Origin of the sequence: Vescimonas fastidiosa (assembly GCF_018326305.1) — a bacterium.
Classification (GTDB): Bacteria; Bacillota; Clostridia; order Oscillospirales; family Oscillospiraceae; genus Vescimonas; species Vescimonas fastidiosa.
Window position 1 is genome coordinate 195,807 of sequence record NZ_AP023415.1, and the last position, 16,536, is coordinate 212,342.

The following is a 16,536-nucleotide window of genomic DNA, read 5'->3' on the forward strand; positions in this document are numbered from 1 at the left end:
CAAGAATAGCCTCAATAATTTTATTATATCCCATGGGCTGAGAAAAACAAGACGGAGCATTTACGAAAATTTCATTTACAAAGGGCGGGAAATATTGTAGAATACTATGAAGAATAAATGAGGGAGGATTCGTATGGACGAGCCGAAATATAAAAGGGTGCTGCTGAAAATCAGCGGCGAGGCCCTGGCGGGAGAAAAGCACTTTGGCCTGGACTTCGGCGTTATGGGTCAGGTGGCGGATGTGATCAAGGAATGCGTGGAGATGGGCGTGCAGGTGGGCATCGTCATCGGCGGCGGCAACTTTTGGCGCGGCGTGAAGAACGGCGAGGGCTACATCGAGCGCACCCGGGCCGACCACATGGGCATGCTGGCCACGGCTATGAACTGCATGGCTATGGCCGATGTGCTGGAGCAGAAGGGCGTAGATGTGCGGGTGCAGACCGCCCTGGAGATTAAAGAAGTGGCGGAGCCCTATATCCGGGCCCGGGCCATTCGGCACCTGGAAAAGGGGCGGGTGGTCATCTTCGGCTGCGGCATCGGCAGTCCCTTCTTCTCCACGGACACCGCGGCGGTGCTGCGGGCAGCGGAGATCGGCGCGGATGTCATCCTGCTGGCCAAGAACATTGACGGCGTTTACAACTGCGACCCGGCTAAGTTTGCCGATGCCAAGAAATTCGACTCCATCACCTATGACGATGTGCTGGCCCAGCATCTGTCCGTTATGGACAGCACCGCCACCAGCCTGTCTATGGATAACCACATCCCTGTTTTGGTATTTGCCCTGAAGGACCCCTACAACATCATCCGCGCCCTGCGCGGAGAAAAAATCGGTACGATCGTAAAGGAGGCTTAACCCCATGCTGAAAGATGAATACAAGATTTACGAAGAGAAAATGAAAAAGAGCATCGAGTCCGTTAAAAACGACTTCGCCGCCGTGCGGGCGGGCCGGGCCAATGCCGCCGTGCTCAACCGTATTTCCGTGGACTATTACGGCACCCCCACGCCCATCCAGCAGGTGGGCAGCGTTGCCTCTCCGGACCCCCGGACCCTGGTCATCACCCCCTGGGACGGGTCCCTGCTGCGGGCCATTGAAAAGGCCATTTTGGAGTCTGACCTGGGCATCAATCCCCAGAACGACGGCAAGTGCATCCGCCTGTCCTTCCCCCAGCTCACCGAGGAGCGCCGCAAGGAGCTGGTAAAGCAGATCCACAAGTACTCCGAAAACGGCAAGGTGGCCGTGCGCAACATCCGCCGGGACGCTATGGACAGGTTTAAGAAGATGCAGAAGGCATCCGAGATCACCGAGGACGAGCTGAAAATGGCGGAAAAGGACCTGCAGAAGATCACCGACGACAACTGCAAGGAGCTGGATAAGCTCCTGGACATCAAGGAAAAGGAACTGATGTCGGTCTGATGGGACTGTTTTCTAAAAAAGTCTCTCATAAGGCGGGGCAGGTGGATAAAAGCCGCCTTCCCCGCCACATCGCTATCATTATGGACGGCAACGGTCGTTGGGCGAAGAAGCGCGGGCTTCCTCGTACTGCCGGACATAAGGTCGGCGCGGAGACATTTCGCAAAATTGCCCTGCAGTGCAAAGCACTGGGCGTGGAATACCTGACCATTTACGCCTTCTCCACGGAGAACTGGAAGCGGCCCGCCGAGGAGGTAAGCACGCTGATGAGCCTGCTTAAAAAGTATATGCAGGAGGCCATTGACACCATGGAGCGGGATAAGATGAAGCTCCGCTTTTTCGGTGATCTCTCGGCTCTGAGCCCGGAGCTGCAGGACCTGGCCTGCCGGGCAAACGCCGTGGCCGACCGGGTGGAGGGCTTCCAGGCAAACCTGTGCATCAACTACGGCGGACGGGATGAGATCCTCCATGCGGCCAAGCTCTGCGCGGCGGCGGGGGAGGAGATGACGGAGGAGAATCTGGAAAAGCACCTCTACTCCGCCGGTATCCCCGACCCGGAGCTTATCATTCGCCCCGGCGGGGAGCTGCGGCTGAGCAATTTCCTGCTGTGGCAGTGCGCGTATTCGGAGTTTTACTTCTGTGATACCCTGTGGCCGGATTTCGGCGAAAGGGACCTGGATGAGGCCATTGTAGCCTACCAGCAGCGGGACCGGCGGTTCGGCGGCGTGAAGTAAGAGATACAAGCGAGGAATTTAAGCTATGAAACAGAGAATTCTGGTGGCGGTGGTGGGTATACCGCTGCTGCTTTTGGTGCTGTGCTGGGCCCCCCACTGGGCTACGGCGGCGTTGCTGGCGGCCCTGGGCATCATCGGAGCCCATGAGCTTTTGGCGGCGGTGTGCGGCCCGGAAAAAACCAAGCAGCTTTGGGTGCTGGCGGGGGCTTTGGCCGTGCTGACGGTGTTTTCCACCTACGCGGGTATGGATGAATATAAGAAAACCGTCCTGGCGGCGGCCCCCTGGCTGCTGTGCGCCGGCGTGGCGCTGCTGTTTTTCCTGGCGGTGCGGTGGTATGGCCGGGAGAATGCCATTGCGTTTCAGGACATCTGCGCGGTGCTGCTGGGCGGTGTGGCCATCCCTCTGGCCATGAGCTGCCTGCTGCGGCTGCGGCTGCTTACCTACGGCGGCGGGCTGGTGCTGATGCCCCTGGTGGCGGCCTTTATGAGTGACTCGGCGGCCCTGTTTACGGGCATGGCCTGCGGCAAGCACAAGCTGGCTCCCAAGGCCAGCCCCAAAAAGACCGTGGAGGGCGCTGTGGGCGGCCTGGCAGGCGGCGTGCTGGGGATGATCGTGTTCCGCATCGTGTTCTTTTTTGTCACGGTGGAGCCGCTGCCAATCGGTTGGTGCATGGTCATCGGCCTGGTGGGGGCGTTTATGGGCCAGCTGGGTGATTTGAGCTTTTCCATTATCAAGCGCCAGTTCGGCATCAAGGACTACGGACGGCTGCTGCCGGGACACGGCGGCGTGCTGGATCGGTTTGACAGCGTTATTTTCGCCGCCCCGGTGGTGTGGATGATCGCTGTGAGCGTGGGAATGTGAGAAAAAATGAGTAAGTGTATTTCCGTTTTAGGCAGCACCGGCTCCATTGGCCGGCAGACGCTGCAGGTGGCGGAGGAGCTGGGCCTGCGGGTGGCGGCCCTCACCGCCGGAAGACAGATCGATTTATTGGAGCAGCAGGCACGGCAGTTTCGCCCGTGCCTTGCTGCCGTGTATGAGGAGGCGGCGGCCCGGGAGCTGCGGGAGCGACTGAAGGATCTGCCCATCCAGGTCATGAGCGGCATGGAGGGCCTTTTAGCGGCGGCGGAGCTGGCGGATGCCGACACCGTGGTCACGGCGGTCATGGGCAGCGTGGGCCTGGAGCCGACGCTCGCGGCCATCCGAAAGAAAAAGCGTATCGCCCTGGCCAATAAGGAGACCCTGGTGTGCGCCGGGGAGCTGGTGATGGCCGAGGCGAAAAAATACGGCGCGGAGATCGTGCCGGTGGACTCGGAGCATTCGGCTATATTTCAGAGCCTTCAGGGCTGCCGGGACAGAAGCGAAATTAAGCGCCTGCTGCTCACCTGCTCCGGAGGGCCGTTTTTCGGCAAGAGCTTTGCAGAGCTGGAGCATATGACGGCGGGAGACGCCCTGCGCCACCCCAACTGGACCATGGGCGCAAAAATCACCATCGACTCCGCTACCCTGATGAATAAGGGCCTGGAGATCATCGAGGCCATGCGGCTTTACGGGCTGCCTCTTTCTCAGGTGGAGGCGGTGATCCACCGCCAGAGCATTGTGCACTCCCTGGTGGAGTTCCGGGACGGGGCCATGCTGGCCCAGCTGGGTACGCCGGATATGAAGCTGCCCATCCGCTATGCCCTGACCTATCCCTACCGGGCCGAGACCCCGGATAGAACCTTGGACCTGCTCTCCTGCGGGCCCCTGACCTTCAGCGCCCCGGATGAGACGGCCTTTCCCTGCCTGCGCATCGCCAAGCAGTGCGCCGCCGCCGGGGGCACCGCCTGCGCCATTATGAACGGGGCCAATGAAGTGGCCGTGGCGCAGTTTTTGCGGGGTGAGATAGGGTTTAACGATATTTCCCGCCGGGTGGAGCAGGCTCTTTCCCGGGTAGCGGTGAAATATCAGCCGAGCCTTGCGGATATACTGGAGGCAGACCGGTTGGGCCGGGAGGCCGCCGGGTAAATCACCGACGCCCGGGGCGTCACAGCGTGTCAAAAAAGCCTCGCAGAGTTTGCCGCCCGCAGGCGGCAAAGAAATAAAATCATTTTCTCTCGCGACATGTGCGTGAGAGAAAATACCGCTCGGGCTGCCAGTGTGGAATTTGTCCGTCACAGACGGGCAAATTATGCGCGCAGCAGACCGCAAACCTTTTGTCGGAAAAACCCGGAGGGTTTTTCGACAGTCACCGGCGCCCGGGGCGTCAGATGGGAGTGACTATGTCCACTGTTGTATATATTTTAATCGCGGTGCTGGTGTTCGGCGTGCTCATCGCCGTACACGAGCTGGGGCATTTTATGGCCGCCAAGGCCTGCGGCGTGCGGGTGAATGAGTTCTCCGTCGGCATGGGCCCGGCTATTTGCAAGAAGCAAAAGGGGGAGACTCTGTACGCCCTGCGGTGCCTTCCCTTCGGCGGATTCTGCGCCATGGAGGGGGAGGACGAGGCCTCCAGCGATCCCCGGGCCCTGGAAAACAAGGGCTTTTGGGCGAAGCTGCTGATCTTTGCCGCCGGGGCGGGGATGAATTTCCTTGCGGGCCTGCTTATTATCCTGTGCCTCAATAGCGGCGTGAAAACCATGGTCCAGCCCGTTATCGGGAGCTTTGCCGACGGCTGCCCCCTGCAGGAGACCCTGCAGGTGGGGGACCGCATCGCGGCCATCGACGGGGAAAAAATCTATGTGTACAGCGACCTGTCGCTGCTGCTGAACCTGAACCAAACGGGGCAGTACGACCTGACCGTGGTGCGGGACGGGAAAAAAGTGGAGCTTTCGGGGGTTTCCATGGAGTGCCGGGAGTACACCGACCAAAACGGCAAGGCCTACACCGGCTACGGGCTGAACTTCACCGTGAAGAAGACCACCCTGGGAGACCGGCTGCAAATGAGCTTTGCCAATGCCGCGGACTTCGTGCGCATGGTGCGCCTGTCGCTGCAGATGCTGGTGACGGGCCAGGCCGGGGTCAAGGACATCAGCGGCCCGGTGGGCATTGTGACGGTCATCACCGATGTGGGCCAGAATAGCGGCTCCACCGCCGCCGCCGTGCGGAATATTGCGTATCTGGCGGCTATGATCGCGGTAAACCTGGCGGTAATGAACCTGCTGCCCCTGCCGGCCCTGGACGGGGGGAAGATTTTCTTCCTGGTCATCAACGCCCTGTGTATGCTGCTTGTACACAAGCGTATTCCGCAGAAATTCGAGAGCTATGTCCACATTGCCGGGTTTGTGCTGCTGATGCTGCTGATGCTGGCGGTGACCTTCCAGGATGTGTGGAAAATTTTCCAATAACGGGCGGTGAATTCTGCGAGGCTTTTTGCGCTTTAGGCGCGGGAGAAAGGAGCGTATGAGAACATGAGTAAGCAAATTCAGGTGGGCAGCGTGGCCGTGGGCGGCGGCGCCCCCGTGAGCATACAGTCCATGTGCAACACGCCTACCCGGGATGTGGAGGCCACGGTGGGCCAAATCCTCCGTCTGGAGGAGGCCGGGTGCGAGATCATCCGGGTGGCCGTGCCGGATGTGGAGGCAGCCCGGGCCGTGGGGGAGATCAGACGGCACATCCACATCCCCCTGGTGTGCGACATCCATTTTGACTATAAGCTGGCCCTTATGTGCGCGGAGCAGGGGGCGGATAAAATTCGCATCAACCCCGGAAACATCGGGTCCAGGGATCGGGTGCGTGCCGTGGCGGACGCCTGTAAGGAGCGGGGCATCCCCATCCGCATCGGCGTCAACGGGGGGTCTCTGGAAAAGGAGCTGCTGGCCAAGCACGGCGGCGTTACGGCCCAGGCCCTGGTGGAGAGCGCCCTGGGCCATGTGCGTCTTTTAAATGACTGTAATTTTGACAACATCTGCATCTCCGTGAAATGCTCGAATGTGCCGGTGAATATGCGGGCCTACCAGCTTCTGCGGGCCCAGACGGACTATCCCCTGCACCTGGGCGTCACCGAGGCGGGTACGCCCACCATGGGTATTTTGAAGTCCGCCATGGGTATCGGGGGCCTTTTGTGCCTGGGCATCGGCGACACCGTGCGGGTGAGCCTCACGGCAGACCCGGTGGAGGAGGTACGGGCGGCGAAACAAATTCTCTCTGCCGCCGGGGTGCGGCGCTTCGGGCCGAATCTGGTCTCCTGTCCCACCTGCGGGCGGACGCAGTACGACATGATCCCCATTGCCCGGGAGGTGGAGCGGCGGCTGGAGAGCTGCGATAAAAACATCACCGTGGCGGTGATGGGCTGCGTGGTCAACGGGCCCGGAGAGGCCGCTGCCGCCGATGTGGGCATCGCCGGAGGAAAGGGCGAGGGCCTGGTATTCCGCCGGGGCGAGATTCTGTATAAGGTGCCGGAGGAGAAGCTGGTGGATGCACTGATGGAAGAGATCGAGAAGCTGTAAGTATGGAGAAAATCGGATTTTTTGACTTTTTTGGGAGCTTCTTGCCGCCCCAGGAGTTTCGGTCTATGCTGACGGGGGCCAAGGTGGTGAGCGGTGAGGTGAATCGGGAGAGCCGCGCCCTGGAGGCGGAGGTGGAGTGCCAGCATTCGGTGCCGGAGGCCGCCGTGACCGCCCTGGAGCAGCTTTTGCAGACCCACTACGACCTGCGCCAGATACGGCTGCGCTTCGTGTCTGCCAGCGGAAAAAAGAGCGCGGAGCAGGTGCTGCTGGGCAAGCCCATCAAGGGTCGACCCATCTCCATGGAGGGGCTGAACCCTAAGATGGGCACCGTGGTGGTGGAGGGCAAGGTATTCTTCTTTGACTGCCACGAGACCCGGCGGCCCGGGGTGTGGGTCCTGACCTTTGACATAACGGATAACCAAAACTCCGTCACCGTCCGCAAGTATATGCAGACCAAGGAGCTGGGCAGCCTGCAAAGCGCCATCGCCCCGGGTATGTGGCTGCGGGTCCAGGGGATCATGGAGCTGACCAGGGACGGAAAGGATATGCAGCTGGCCCCCTTCAACATCGTGAAGATCGGCCACGAGGCCCGGAAGGATACGGCCAGGGAGAAGCGGGTGGAGTTGCACCTGCACACCCGTATGTCCAACATGGACGCCCTAACAGACCCGGCGGCGGTGATCAAGGAGGCCATTTCCTGGGGCCACCCGGCCATTGCCCTCACCGACCACGGGGTGTGCCAGGCCTTTCCCGATGCCTGGCACACGGCCAAGGGAAAGATTAAAATTCTCTATGGCGTAGAGGGGTACTTTATCAACAATCTGGACGATCGGGTGGTGGTACACGGCCCGGCGGACCAGGATCTTGACGATGAGATCGTCTGCTTCGACATTGAGACCACGGGCCTGCAGGTGATGAAGGAGGCCATCACGGAGATCGGCGCGGTGGTGCTGAAAAACGGGGAAATTGTGGACCGCTTTCAGACCTTTGTAAACCCCGGCCGCCGGCTGACCCCGGAAATTATCGGCCTCACGGGCATCACCGACGCTATGCTCAAGGACGCGCCCCAGCCCAAAGAGGCCTTGGAGGCGTTCCTGAAATTCGTAGATGGGCGGCCCCTGGCGGCCCACAACGCGGAGTTTGACATAGGCTTCATTCGGGAGGGGTGCCGCCGGGCGGGACTGGATTTTTCTCCCACCTATGTGGACTCCCTGATTCTGGCCCAAAATCTGCTGCCGGAGCTGAATAAATTTAAGCTGGATGTGGTGGCGGAGCACCTGGATCTGCCCGCCTTTAATCACCACCGCGCCTCGGACGATGCAGGCATGGTGGGCTATATGCTTATCCCCTTTTTCGAGAAAATGCGCCGGGAGCTGGGCATCAGCCGCCTGCAGGAAATAAACGAAAAAATGCTGGAGCTGCGGCCCTTGGGCAATAAGAACCACCGCAGACCCAAGCACATTATTATTTTGGCGAAAAACAAGCTGGGGCTCAAGCACCTGTATCAGCTGGTGTCGGCCTCCAACCTGAAGTATTTTAAGCGCTTCCCCATCATTCCCAAGACCGAGCTGGCGGCCCACCGGGAGGGGCTTATCATCGGCTCCGCCTGCGAGGCCGGGGAGCTTTTCCGGGCGGTGGTGGAGCACAAGGACTGGGACGAGCTGAAGCGCATCGCCTCCTTTTACGACTACCTGGAAATCCAGCCCCTGTGCAACAACGCCTTCATGCTGCGCAGCGGCGAGGCCCGGGACGAGGAGGAGCTGCGGGACTTCAACCGCACCATCGTCCGCCTGGGCGCAGAGCTTCATAAGCCCGTCTGCGCCACCGGAGATGTGCATTTCATGGAGCCGGAGGACGAGATTTTCCGCCATGTGCTCCTGGCCAGTAAAAAATTCCCCGACGCGGACAAGAGCCTGCCCATTTACTTCAAGACCACCGACGAAATGCTGGAGGAATTTTCCTATCTGGGAGAGGAGACCGCCTACGAGGTGGTGGTGAAAAATACCCGGGCCATTGCAGATCTGGTGGAGGAGATCGAGCTGCTGCCTCCGGGACAGCTTTTCCCGCCGCGACTGGAAAATTCCGAGCAGGAGCTTCACGACATGGTGTGGAGCAAGTGCCATGAGCTCTACGGGGAAAATCCGCCCCAGCTCATCGTGGACCGGCTGAATGTGGAGCTGGGCGGCATTTTGGGCAAGTACGATGTGGTGTATATGTCGGCCCAGAAGCTGGTGCAGCGGAGCCTGGAAAACGGGTATCTGGTGGGCTCCCGAGGGTCCGTGGGGTCGTCGCTGGTCGCCTATATGGCGGGCATCACAGAGGTAAACTCCCTGCCGCCCCACTACCGCTGCCCCCGGTGCAAGCACACGGAGTTCATCACCGACGGCAGCTACGGCTGCGGCGCGGATATGCCGGATAAAATCTGCCCCCAGTGCGGGGAAAAGCTGGTCAAGGACGGCTTTGACATCCCCTTTGAGACCTTCCTGGGCTACGGCGGCGGCAAGGTGCCGGATATTGACCTGAACTTCTCCGGGGAATACCAGGCCCGAGCCCACCGCCACGCGGTGGAGATGTTCGGCGAGACCCAGGTGTTCCGGGCCGGGACCATCGGTACCCTGGCGGAAAAGACCGCCTACGGCTTTGTGCGAAAATATCTGGAGGAGCGGGACATCACCGCCGGAAACGCGGAGATGAACCGCCTGACCCTGGGCTGCGTGGGCGTGCGGCGCACCACGGGCCAGCACCCCGGCGGCCTGGTGGTGGTGCCGGACGATATGGATGTGGAGGATTTCACCGCCGTGCAGCACCCGGCAGATGCCGAGGATGCCGAGACCATCACCACCCATTTTGAATACCACTGCATGGAGGACAACCTCCTGAAGCTGGATATGCTGGGCCACGATGACCCGTCCATGATCCGTATGCTGGAGGACCTCACCGGGGTCAATGCCCGGGCTATTCCCCTGGACGACCCGGATACCATGAGCATTTTTACCTCCTCTAAGGTGCTGGGCTTTGAAAATGACGAGCTTCTGGGCCCCACCGGCGCCGTGGCCATCCCGGAGTTCAATACCCGTTTCACCCGGCAGATGCTCATAGATACCCAGCCCAAGGATTTTAACACCCTGGTGCGGCTTTCGGGCTTTTCCCACGGCACGGATGTGTGGCTTGGAAACGCCCGGGAGCTGATCGTGGGCGGTACGGCCTCGGTTCTGCAGACCGTGGGCTGCCGTGACGACATTATGCTCTATCTCATCTCCATGGGTCTGGACCCGAAAATGAGCTTTAAGATCATGGAGGCCGTGCGAAAGGGCAAGGTGAAAAAGGGCGGCTTCCAGGAGGGCTGGGTGGAGGCCATGGAGGAGCACGGGGTGCCCCAGTGGTACATCGAGTCCCTGGCCAAGATCGGCTATCTTTTCCCCAAGGCCCACGCCGTGGCCTATGTGATGATGGCCTTCCGCATCGCCTGGTTCAAGGTCCATGAGCCCTTGGCCTTCTATGCAACCTTCTTCACCATCCGGGCCAAGGCCTTTGACGCGGAGTTTTGCTGCGCCGGAAAGGAGGCCGTGGAGCGAAAAATTCACGAGATCGAGAACAACAAGGACGCCACCGCCGTGGAGCAGAACCTCCTGGTGACCCTGGAGGTGTGCTACGAGTTTTATCTCCGGGGCTTCCACTTTGATACCATCGACATTTACCGGTCCGATGCCTCGAAATTCATCATCACCGAGGGCGGGCTGCTGCCGCCGCTGATCTCCGTCCATGGACTGGGGGAGGCCGCCGCCCAGGACACGGTGGAAAAGCGCAAGGGCAAGACCTTCATCTCTGTGGAGGAGTTTTCCATGTGCTGCAGCAAGCTGTCCAAGACCCATATCGAGCAGCTGAAGGCCCTGGGGGCCTTTGCGGGGATGGCGGACACCAGCCAGGTGAATTTGTTTGACGGCTTGTAAGAAAATTATGTAATCGGACAGCGGGGAAAAGAGCCTCGCAGAGACGGTCCGGGAGCCCATGCTTTCAAGAGGGGAAAGCACGGGCTCCCGGTCGGCTGACTCAGTTGCACTCCTTGGCCTGCTTGTTTTGCTCCTGGTTCTCATTTTTGCCGTTTTTGTTCTGATTCTGATTCTGGTTCTTGTTCTGGTTGTTCTTAGCCATGCTGAGCACCTCCTTTTCCGAACTGTGTACGCCCTTAGTGTGCCATGACCCCGGTGAAATATACAAAATTTTCTCAAAAAAATATTGACATTGCCCCGCCCGGGTGCTACAATACCATAGGAAAAACAAAGAAGGCTGGATGCATCCGCCTCACCTCCCGCCACAGGCAAAGAGGTCAATAGCGCAGCGCCCTCCCGATTTTGGGGCGGTGTTTAGGCTATGCGGGTGCTTTCGGCATCCGTGTTTTTATTTTTGAATGGAGGTGTTTCGGCCATTAGCAAGCTGCAGCATGAATTGAACGAGGAGATCCGCGATAAGGAGATCCGCCTCATCGGTGAGACCGGCGAACAGATGGGCATTGTTTCCGCGGAGGAGGCCCTGCACATCGCAGACGAGCGCGGTTTGGACCTGGTAAAGATCTCTCCGCAGGCTGTGCCCCCTGTGTGCAAGCTGATGAACTACGGCAAGTACAAGTTTGAGCAGAGCAAGCGCGAGAAGGAAGCCAGAAAAAATCAGCATGTGGTGGAGATCAAGGAGATCCGGATGTCCCCGGGCATTGATGTGGGCGATTTCAACACCAAGCTAAAAAACGCCCAGAAGTTCCTGGCAGACGGCAACCGGGTCAAGGTGTCTGTCCGCTTCCGTGGCCGTGAAATGGCCCACACGGATATCGGCCGGGATCTGCTGAACAAGTTTGCCGAGCAGTGCGCCGACACAGCAACATTGGAAAAGGCTGCCAAGATGGAGGGACGGAATATGTTCATTTTCCTCTCCCCTAAAGCAGGCAAGTAATTTATCTTTCCGCCACCGGGCGGAGAGCATACGGAAGGAGTATTTATCATGCCTAAACTGAAGACCCATAGCGGCGCAAAGAAGCGCTTCAATCTGACGAAGTCCGGCAAGGTCAAGAGAGCCCACGCTTTCAAGAGCCACATCCTGACCAAGAAGGACACCAAGCGTGGCCGTCGCCTGCGCTCCGGCACTTATGCCGACTGCACCAACGAGGCGACCATCCGCAAGATGATCCCTTACAAATAATCGACGGAATCGTTAGAATAGGAGGCAAGTACAAATGGCAAGAGTTAAAGGCGCAATGATGGCGCGTAAAAGAAGAAATAAGACCCTGAAGCTGGCCAAGGGTTACTGGGGTGCCAAGTCCAAGCACTTTAAGATGGCCAATGAGCAGGTCATGAAGTCCCTGACCTACGCCTATGTAGGTCGCCGGCTGAAGAAGCGCGACTTCCGTCAGCTGTGGATCACCCGTATCTCCGCTGCCTGCAAGCAGAACGGCATGAACTACTCCACCTTTATGCACGGCCTGAAGGTGGCCGGCATCCAGATCAACCGCAAGATGCTGTCCGAAATGGCTATCAACGACGCCGTGGCGTTCACCGCCTTGTGCGACATCGCTAAGAAGGCCTAAGACTATATTGTATCCGCAAAAAAGTGCAGTCTCCGGGCTGCACTTTTTTTGCTGTCGGAAAATTCCGAAGGAATTTTCCGACAAAAGGTTTGCAGCCTGCTGCGCGCATAATTTTTGCGCCGGGCGCAAAAATTCCACACTTGCAGTCTGAGAGGTATTTTTCCCCACGCACATGTCGCGGTGAAAAATGATTTTAATTTTTTGCCGCCTGCGGGCGGCAAACTCTGCGAGGCTTTTTTCTTTTCTATCTGCCCTTGTCAATCAAAATTTTTTGCAGTATAATAACAAAAAAATATACCGGGAGGGAACCTGTATGTATTGTGTTCGCAAAGTCAATGATGATTACACCTGGATCGGAGCCGACAGCCGCCGCTTGGCGGTGTTCGAGGGCGTGTTCGGCGTGCCGGAGGGCGTTTCCTATAACAGTTATTTGCTTCTGGACGAAAAGACCGTCCTGTTTGACACGGTGGATGCCCAGGTGATCCACCAGTTCCGGGAAAATCTGTACCACGCCCTGGATGGCCGCACCCTGGACTATATCGTGGTCCACCACATGGAGCCGGACCACACCGCCGAGCTGGAGGACATGGTGCTGCGCTTCCCGAATGTGCAGATCCTCTGCACCGCCATGGCCAAGACCATGATCGGCCAGTTCTTCGGTCATGTCTACGACGACCGCATCCGCGTGTGCAAGGAGGGGGACACCCTCTGCACCGGCCGCCATACGCTGCAATTTGTGGCGGCGCCCATGGTCCATTGGCCCGAGGTGATGATGACCTACGACCGTACGGACAAGCTCCTGCTGTCGGCGGACGCCTTCGGCTGCTTCGGCGCTCTCAATGGCCACCTCTTTGCCGACGAGGTGGACTTTGACCGGGACTGCCTGGACGAGTGCCGCCGCTACTACACCAACATCGTGGGTAAGTACGGTCCCCAGGTGAAGGCGGTGCTGGACAAGGCGGCAAAGCTGGACATTGCCATGCTCCTGCCTCTTCACGGCTTCGTGTGGCGCAAGGATCTGGATTACATTCTTCATAAGCATCTGCTGTGGAGCACTTATCAGCCGGAGGTCCAGGGCGTGCTTATCGCCTACGCCTCCATTTATGGCGACACGGAGAGCGCTGCCAATATCCTGGCCTGCCGTCTGGCGGAGCAGGGCGTTCCCGTCACCATGCGCGATACCTCTGTGGTCCCCCTCAGCAGCATTGTGTCCGACGCCTTTAAGTACAGCCACATTGTTTTGGCCTCTGCCACCTATAATATGGGCGTGTTCATCTGCATGGAGCAGCTTCTCCACGATTTGGCGGCCCACAAGCTGGCAAACCGCCGCTACGCCATCCTGGAAAACGGCTCCTGGTCTCCCGCTGCCGGAAAGGGTATGGAGCAGATCATTGAGCCCCTGCACTGGGAGAAGGTCAGCGACACCCTCACGGTAAAGTCTGCCCTGCGCCCCGACCAGGTGCTGCAGCTGGATACCCTGGCTGACCTGCTGGCCAAGGATGTCCGCCGGGCCGAGGAAAAAGAGGAAAAGCCCGCCGGCGGCAAGCGCTATGTCTGCAAGGTCTGCGGCTATGTTTACGAGGGCGATACCCTCCCCGAGGACTATAAATGCCCCCTCTGCGGCGCCGGCCCCCAGTATTTCGCAGAGCAGTAAAAAGGGCAAAGAGACTTTTTTAAGACGCTGAAATGCTGTATTGAAGCACGGCCCTGAGGTGAAAGGTGTATGAAATCCATCTATCTTTTGACAACACACAATGAAAACTACCTTTTTGCGCGGCAGGAGTGGGGAGGCAGCCTATGAAGCGGAGCTATAAACGGATCATCGGCAGCCGCCTGATCGTTACGGCCCTTGCAGTCCTGATACAGCTCACCTGGCTTTGGGGACTGCTGGAATTTCTCGCGCCCTATGCGCTGCCTATCAATATCGTACTCACCGTTTTGGCGGTGCTGTTTGTCCTCTATGTGGCGTCCAAGCGCGACGAACCGGCCTATAAGATCCTGTGGCTGATCTGCATACTTGCCTTTCCCCTGTTCGGCGCGATCTTATATCTGGGCTTCGGTGATAAAAAAACCAGCCGCCCGCTGCACCGCCGCCTGGAAAAGGCCGTTGCCGAGATCGGGCCGCCCAAGGCAGAGGCAGACGCGGCCCACGAACTGGAGCAGGAATCACCTCATATGGCACAGATATTCCACTACGCCTCCCGGCTGAGCCGTTATCCGGTCCAAAGAAACCGGGACGCCCGGTACTATCCGTCGGGAGAGGCGATGTTCCCGGTGATGCTAAGGGCGCTGGAGCAGGCGGAAAAGTATATCTATCTGGAGTATTTCATTATTTCAGAGGGCAAAATGTGGCAGTCCATGCTCGCCACATTGGTTCAAAAGGCTGCCTGCGGCGTGGATGTTCGGATCATTTATGACGATCTCGGCAGCCTGACCACGCTGCCGCCGGGATATGCAGAGTATCTGCGGCGCAGGAACATCAAGTGCGTTTCCTTTAACCCAATGCGGCTTTTCCTTTCCGGAACGCTGAATAACCGGGACCATCGTAAAATTCTGGTCATCGACGGAAAAGTTGCCTTCAGCGGCGGCATCAACCTTGCGGATGAATACATCAACCGCATCGAAAAGTACGGGTACTGGAAGGACGGCGGCTTCCGTTTGGAGGGGCCGGCTGTGCAGAACTATGCGCAGATGTTCGCGGAATTCTGGAACGCCTTTTCTAAAGACCCCCTGACGCTCCCGGATTCCTGCGGCTCCTGCCCCCCTGAGCAGGGGGATGGATATGTCTTGCCCTACTGCGATTCTCCCGCAAACCGGGATGCGGTCAGCAACCATCTGTATATGGAATTGTTGGGGCAGGCGACGCAATATGCGTGGTTTTTTACCCCGTATCTCATGCTGGGCGACACACTGCTGGACGCCTTTGTGCGAGCAGCGCAGCGGGGCGTTGATGTGCGCATTTTTGTGCCCGGTGTCCCGGATAAAAAGCTCGCCTACCGGATGACGCAGAGCTTTTTCCGCCCGCTGCTGGAGGCCGGCGTACGCATCTATACCTACACCCCCGGCTTCCTCCATGCAAAGGCCTGCCTGCTCGATGATGAAATCGGTATGCTGGGAACGGTAAATCTGGATTATCGCAGTCTTTTCCTTCATTTTGAATGCAACGCCCTGTTTTACCGCGCCTCGCTTTTGCGGGACTTGAAGCAGGATTTTGAAGAAACCCTTCCCTTGTGTAAGGAAATTACACAGCAGGATCTGAGGAAGGCCCTGCACAGCCGAATGGTAGACAGCGTTCTGCGAATCATCTCCCCCCTGTGCTGATAAGGGTTCTATGCCGTGAAAGCACTTGCCTACTTCCATCATGAAAAGCGCCGTCTTGGGAATTTTCCCAAGACGGCGCTTTTGACTGTTTTTAAGCTGCCGTAAAATCATATGTTATTACAAGGCCGGGCGTGACGCTCTGCCCTTGCCACGGAGCCTTATTTATGATATACTATTCTTAACGAGCTCTAAACACCCCCACTCACACCGAAAAGGAGACTGTCATGCAATTCATCCTGCTCCCCTTTGCCCTGTGCTTCCTGCTCTATATCCGCCAGGAAAACCGCTATCACTTCTGGGCTGCCACCGCCCTGAAGGTCACCCTGACCCTCACGCTGGCCCTGTGTCTGCTGGTGGCGCTGCTGCGTCGGTATTCCCCAGTATTGCTGGCGGCGGATCTGGGTATGGTGCTGTGTGCCGGAGGTGATTATTTCCTGCAATACATCCGCCGCAGCCCCGGTAAATTCACCTGCGGCATCCTGCTTTTCAGCTTGGGTCATGTGTGCAATCTGGTGGCCCTGTTCCTCCTGGCCCCTTTTCGCCTGAGCGCTCTGGCGGTGCTGGCAGGCCTGCTGGCTCTGGCCCTGGCCCTCAAGGGGATAGGTCGGTGGGATACCTCGGAAAATGAGCCCTGGCTTACCATCTATATTGGCCTGGTGGCCATGACGGCGGCCAAAAGTCTCTCGGCGGCCATCGCCGCCCCCGGAGCCCCGGGAAGCCTCCTGCTGGGTCTGGGCGGCCTGCTGTTCTTCCTGTCGGACATAGTCCTGGGCATTTGGAATTACCAAAAAAATCATATCCTCGTGGCGAACCTGAACTGGCTGCTCTACTTCTCCGGCCAGTTCCTCCTGTGTGCCGGATACATTGCAGCCGCATAAAAAAATACCATCGCATTCCTACGATGGTATTTCAGTGTGTCAAAAAAGCCTCGCAGAGTTTGCCGCCCGCAGGCGGCAAAGAAATAAAATCATTTTCTCTCGCGACATGCGCGTGAGAGAAAATACTTCTCAGGCTGCCAGTGTGGAATTTGTGCGTCTACGACGCACAAATTATGCGCGCAGCAGACTGC

At 58.4% G+C, this 16,536-nt stretch carries 14 protein-coding genes; all 14 read left to right on the forward strand.

All coding sequences use genetic code 11. The annotated features are described in order from the left end of the window. The first annotated feature begins 133 nt into the window (after positions 1-133). The 14 genes from pyrH to KI236_RS00990 all read left to right on the forward strand — a co-directional run bounded on the left by pyrH (position 134) and on the right by KI236_RS00990 (position 16,345). Entirely contained in the window at positions 134-853 is a 720-nt protein-coding gene (gene pyrH, locus KI236_RS00925) for a UMP kinase (RefSeq protein WP_212818544.1), read from the forward strand. Between the two features lie 4 nt (positions 854-857). After that, complete coding sequence (frr, locus tag KI236_RS00930; RefSeq protein WP_212818546.1) at positions 858-1,415, forward strand: ribosome recycling factor; 558 nt, start codon at positions 858-860, stop codon at positions 1,413-1,415. Further along, complete coding sequence (uppS, locus tag KI236_RS00935; protein ID WP_212818548.1) at positions 1,415-2,146, forward strand: polyprenyl diphosphate synthase; 732 nt, start codon at positions 1,415-1,417, stop codon at positions 2,144-2,146. Before frr ends, uppS begins: the two co-directional genes overlap by 1 nt. A gap of 25 nt (positions 2,147-2,171) precedes the next feature. Next, a complete protein-coding gene (locus KI236_RS00940; protein ID WP_212818550.1) occupies positions 2,172-3,008 on the forward strand; it encodes a phosphatidate cytidylyltransferase in 837 nt (278 codons plus the stop codon). Between the two features lie 6 nt (positions 3,009-3,014). After that, the gene (locus tag KI236_RS00945; RefSeq protein ID WP_212818552.1) at positions 3,015-4,151 is read left to right on the forward strand and encodes a 1-deoxy-D-xylulose-5-phosphate reductoisomerase; all 1,137 of its coding nucleotides are present in this window, start codon (positions 3,015-3,017) and stop codon (positions 4,149-4,151) included. 254 nt (positions 4,152-4,405) lie between these two features. Then, entirely contained in the window at positions 4,406-5,470 is a 1,065-nt protein-coding gene (locus KI236_RS00950) for a M50 family metallopeptidase (protein ID WP_212818554.1), read from the forward strand. Positions 5,471-5,533: 63 nt separating this feature from the next. Then, positions 5,534-6,571 (forward strand): flavodoxin-dependent (E)-4-hydroxy-3-methylbut-2-enyl-diphosphate synthase, encoded by a 1,038-nt coding sequence (gene ispG, locus KI236_RS00955; RefSeq protein ID WP_212818556.1) that lies wholly within the window; start codon positions 5,534-5,536, stop codon positions 6,569-6,571. Positions 6,572-6,573: 2 nt separating this feature from the next. Beyond that, complete coding sequence (locus tag KI236_RS00960) at positions 6,574-10,521, forward strand: PolC-type DNA polymerase III (protein WP_228738062.1); 3,948 nt, start codon at positions 6,574-6,576, stop codon at positions 10,519-10,521. Between the two features lie 421 nt (positions 10,522-10,942). Next, a complete protein-coding gene (gene infC / locus KI236_RS00965; RefSeq protein WP_212818558.1) occupies positions 10,943-11,515 on the forward strand; it encodes a translation initiation factor IF-3 in 573 nt (190 codons plus the stop codon). A 48-nt stretch (positions 11,516-11,563) separates the two neighbouring features. Continuing rightward, positions 11,564-11,761: a 50S ribosomal protein L35 gene (rpmI, locus tag KI236_RS00970; protein ID WP_021859480.1), complete on the forward strand. Its 198-nt coding sequence runs from the start codon at positions 11,564-11,566 to the stop codon at positions 11,759-11,761. Between the two features lie 34 nt (positions 11,762-11,795). Next, positions 11,796-12,146 carry a 50S ribosomal protein L20 gene (gene rplT / locus KI236_RS00975; protein ID WP_212818560.1) on the forward strand — a complete coding sequence of 117 codons (351 nt, stop codon included), beginning with the start codon at positions 11,796-11,798 and terminating at the stop codon, positions 12,144-12,146. 313 nt (positions 12,147-12,459) lie between these two features. Beyond that, entirely contained in the window at positions 12,460-13,800 is a 1,341-nt protein-coding gene (locus KI236_RS00980; RefSeq protein WP_212818562.1) for an oxygen-binding di-iron domain-containing protein, read from the forward strand. A gap of 143 nt (positions 13,801-13,943) precedes the next feature. Further along, a complete protein-coding gene (cls, locus tag KI236_RS00985; RefSeq protein WP_212818564.1) occupies positions 13,944-15,467 on the forward strand; it encodes a cardiolipin synthase in 1,524 nt (507 codons plus the stop codon). Between the two features lie 224 nt (positions 15,468-15,691). Further along, positions 15,692-16,345: a lysoplasmalogenase family protein gene (locus KI236_RS00990; protein ID WP_212818566.1), complete on the forward strand. Its 654-nt coding sequence runs from the start codon at positions 15,692-15,694 to the stop codon at positions 16,343-16,345. Positions 16,346-16,536: the final 191 nt, after the last annotated feature.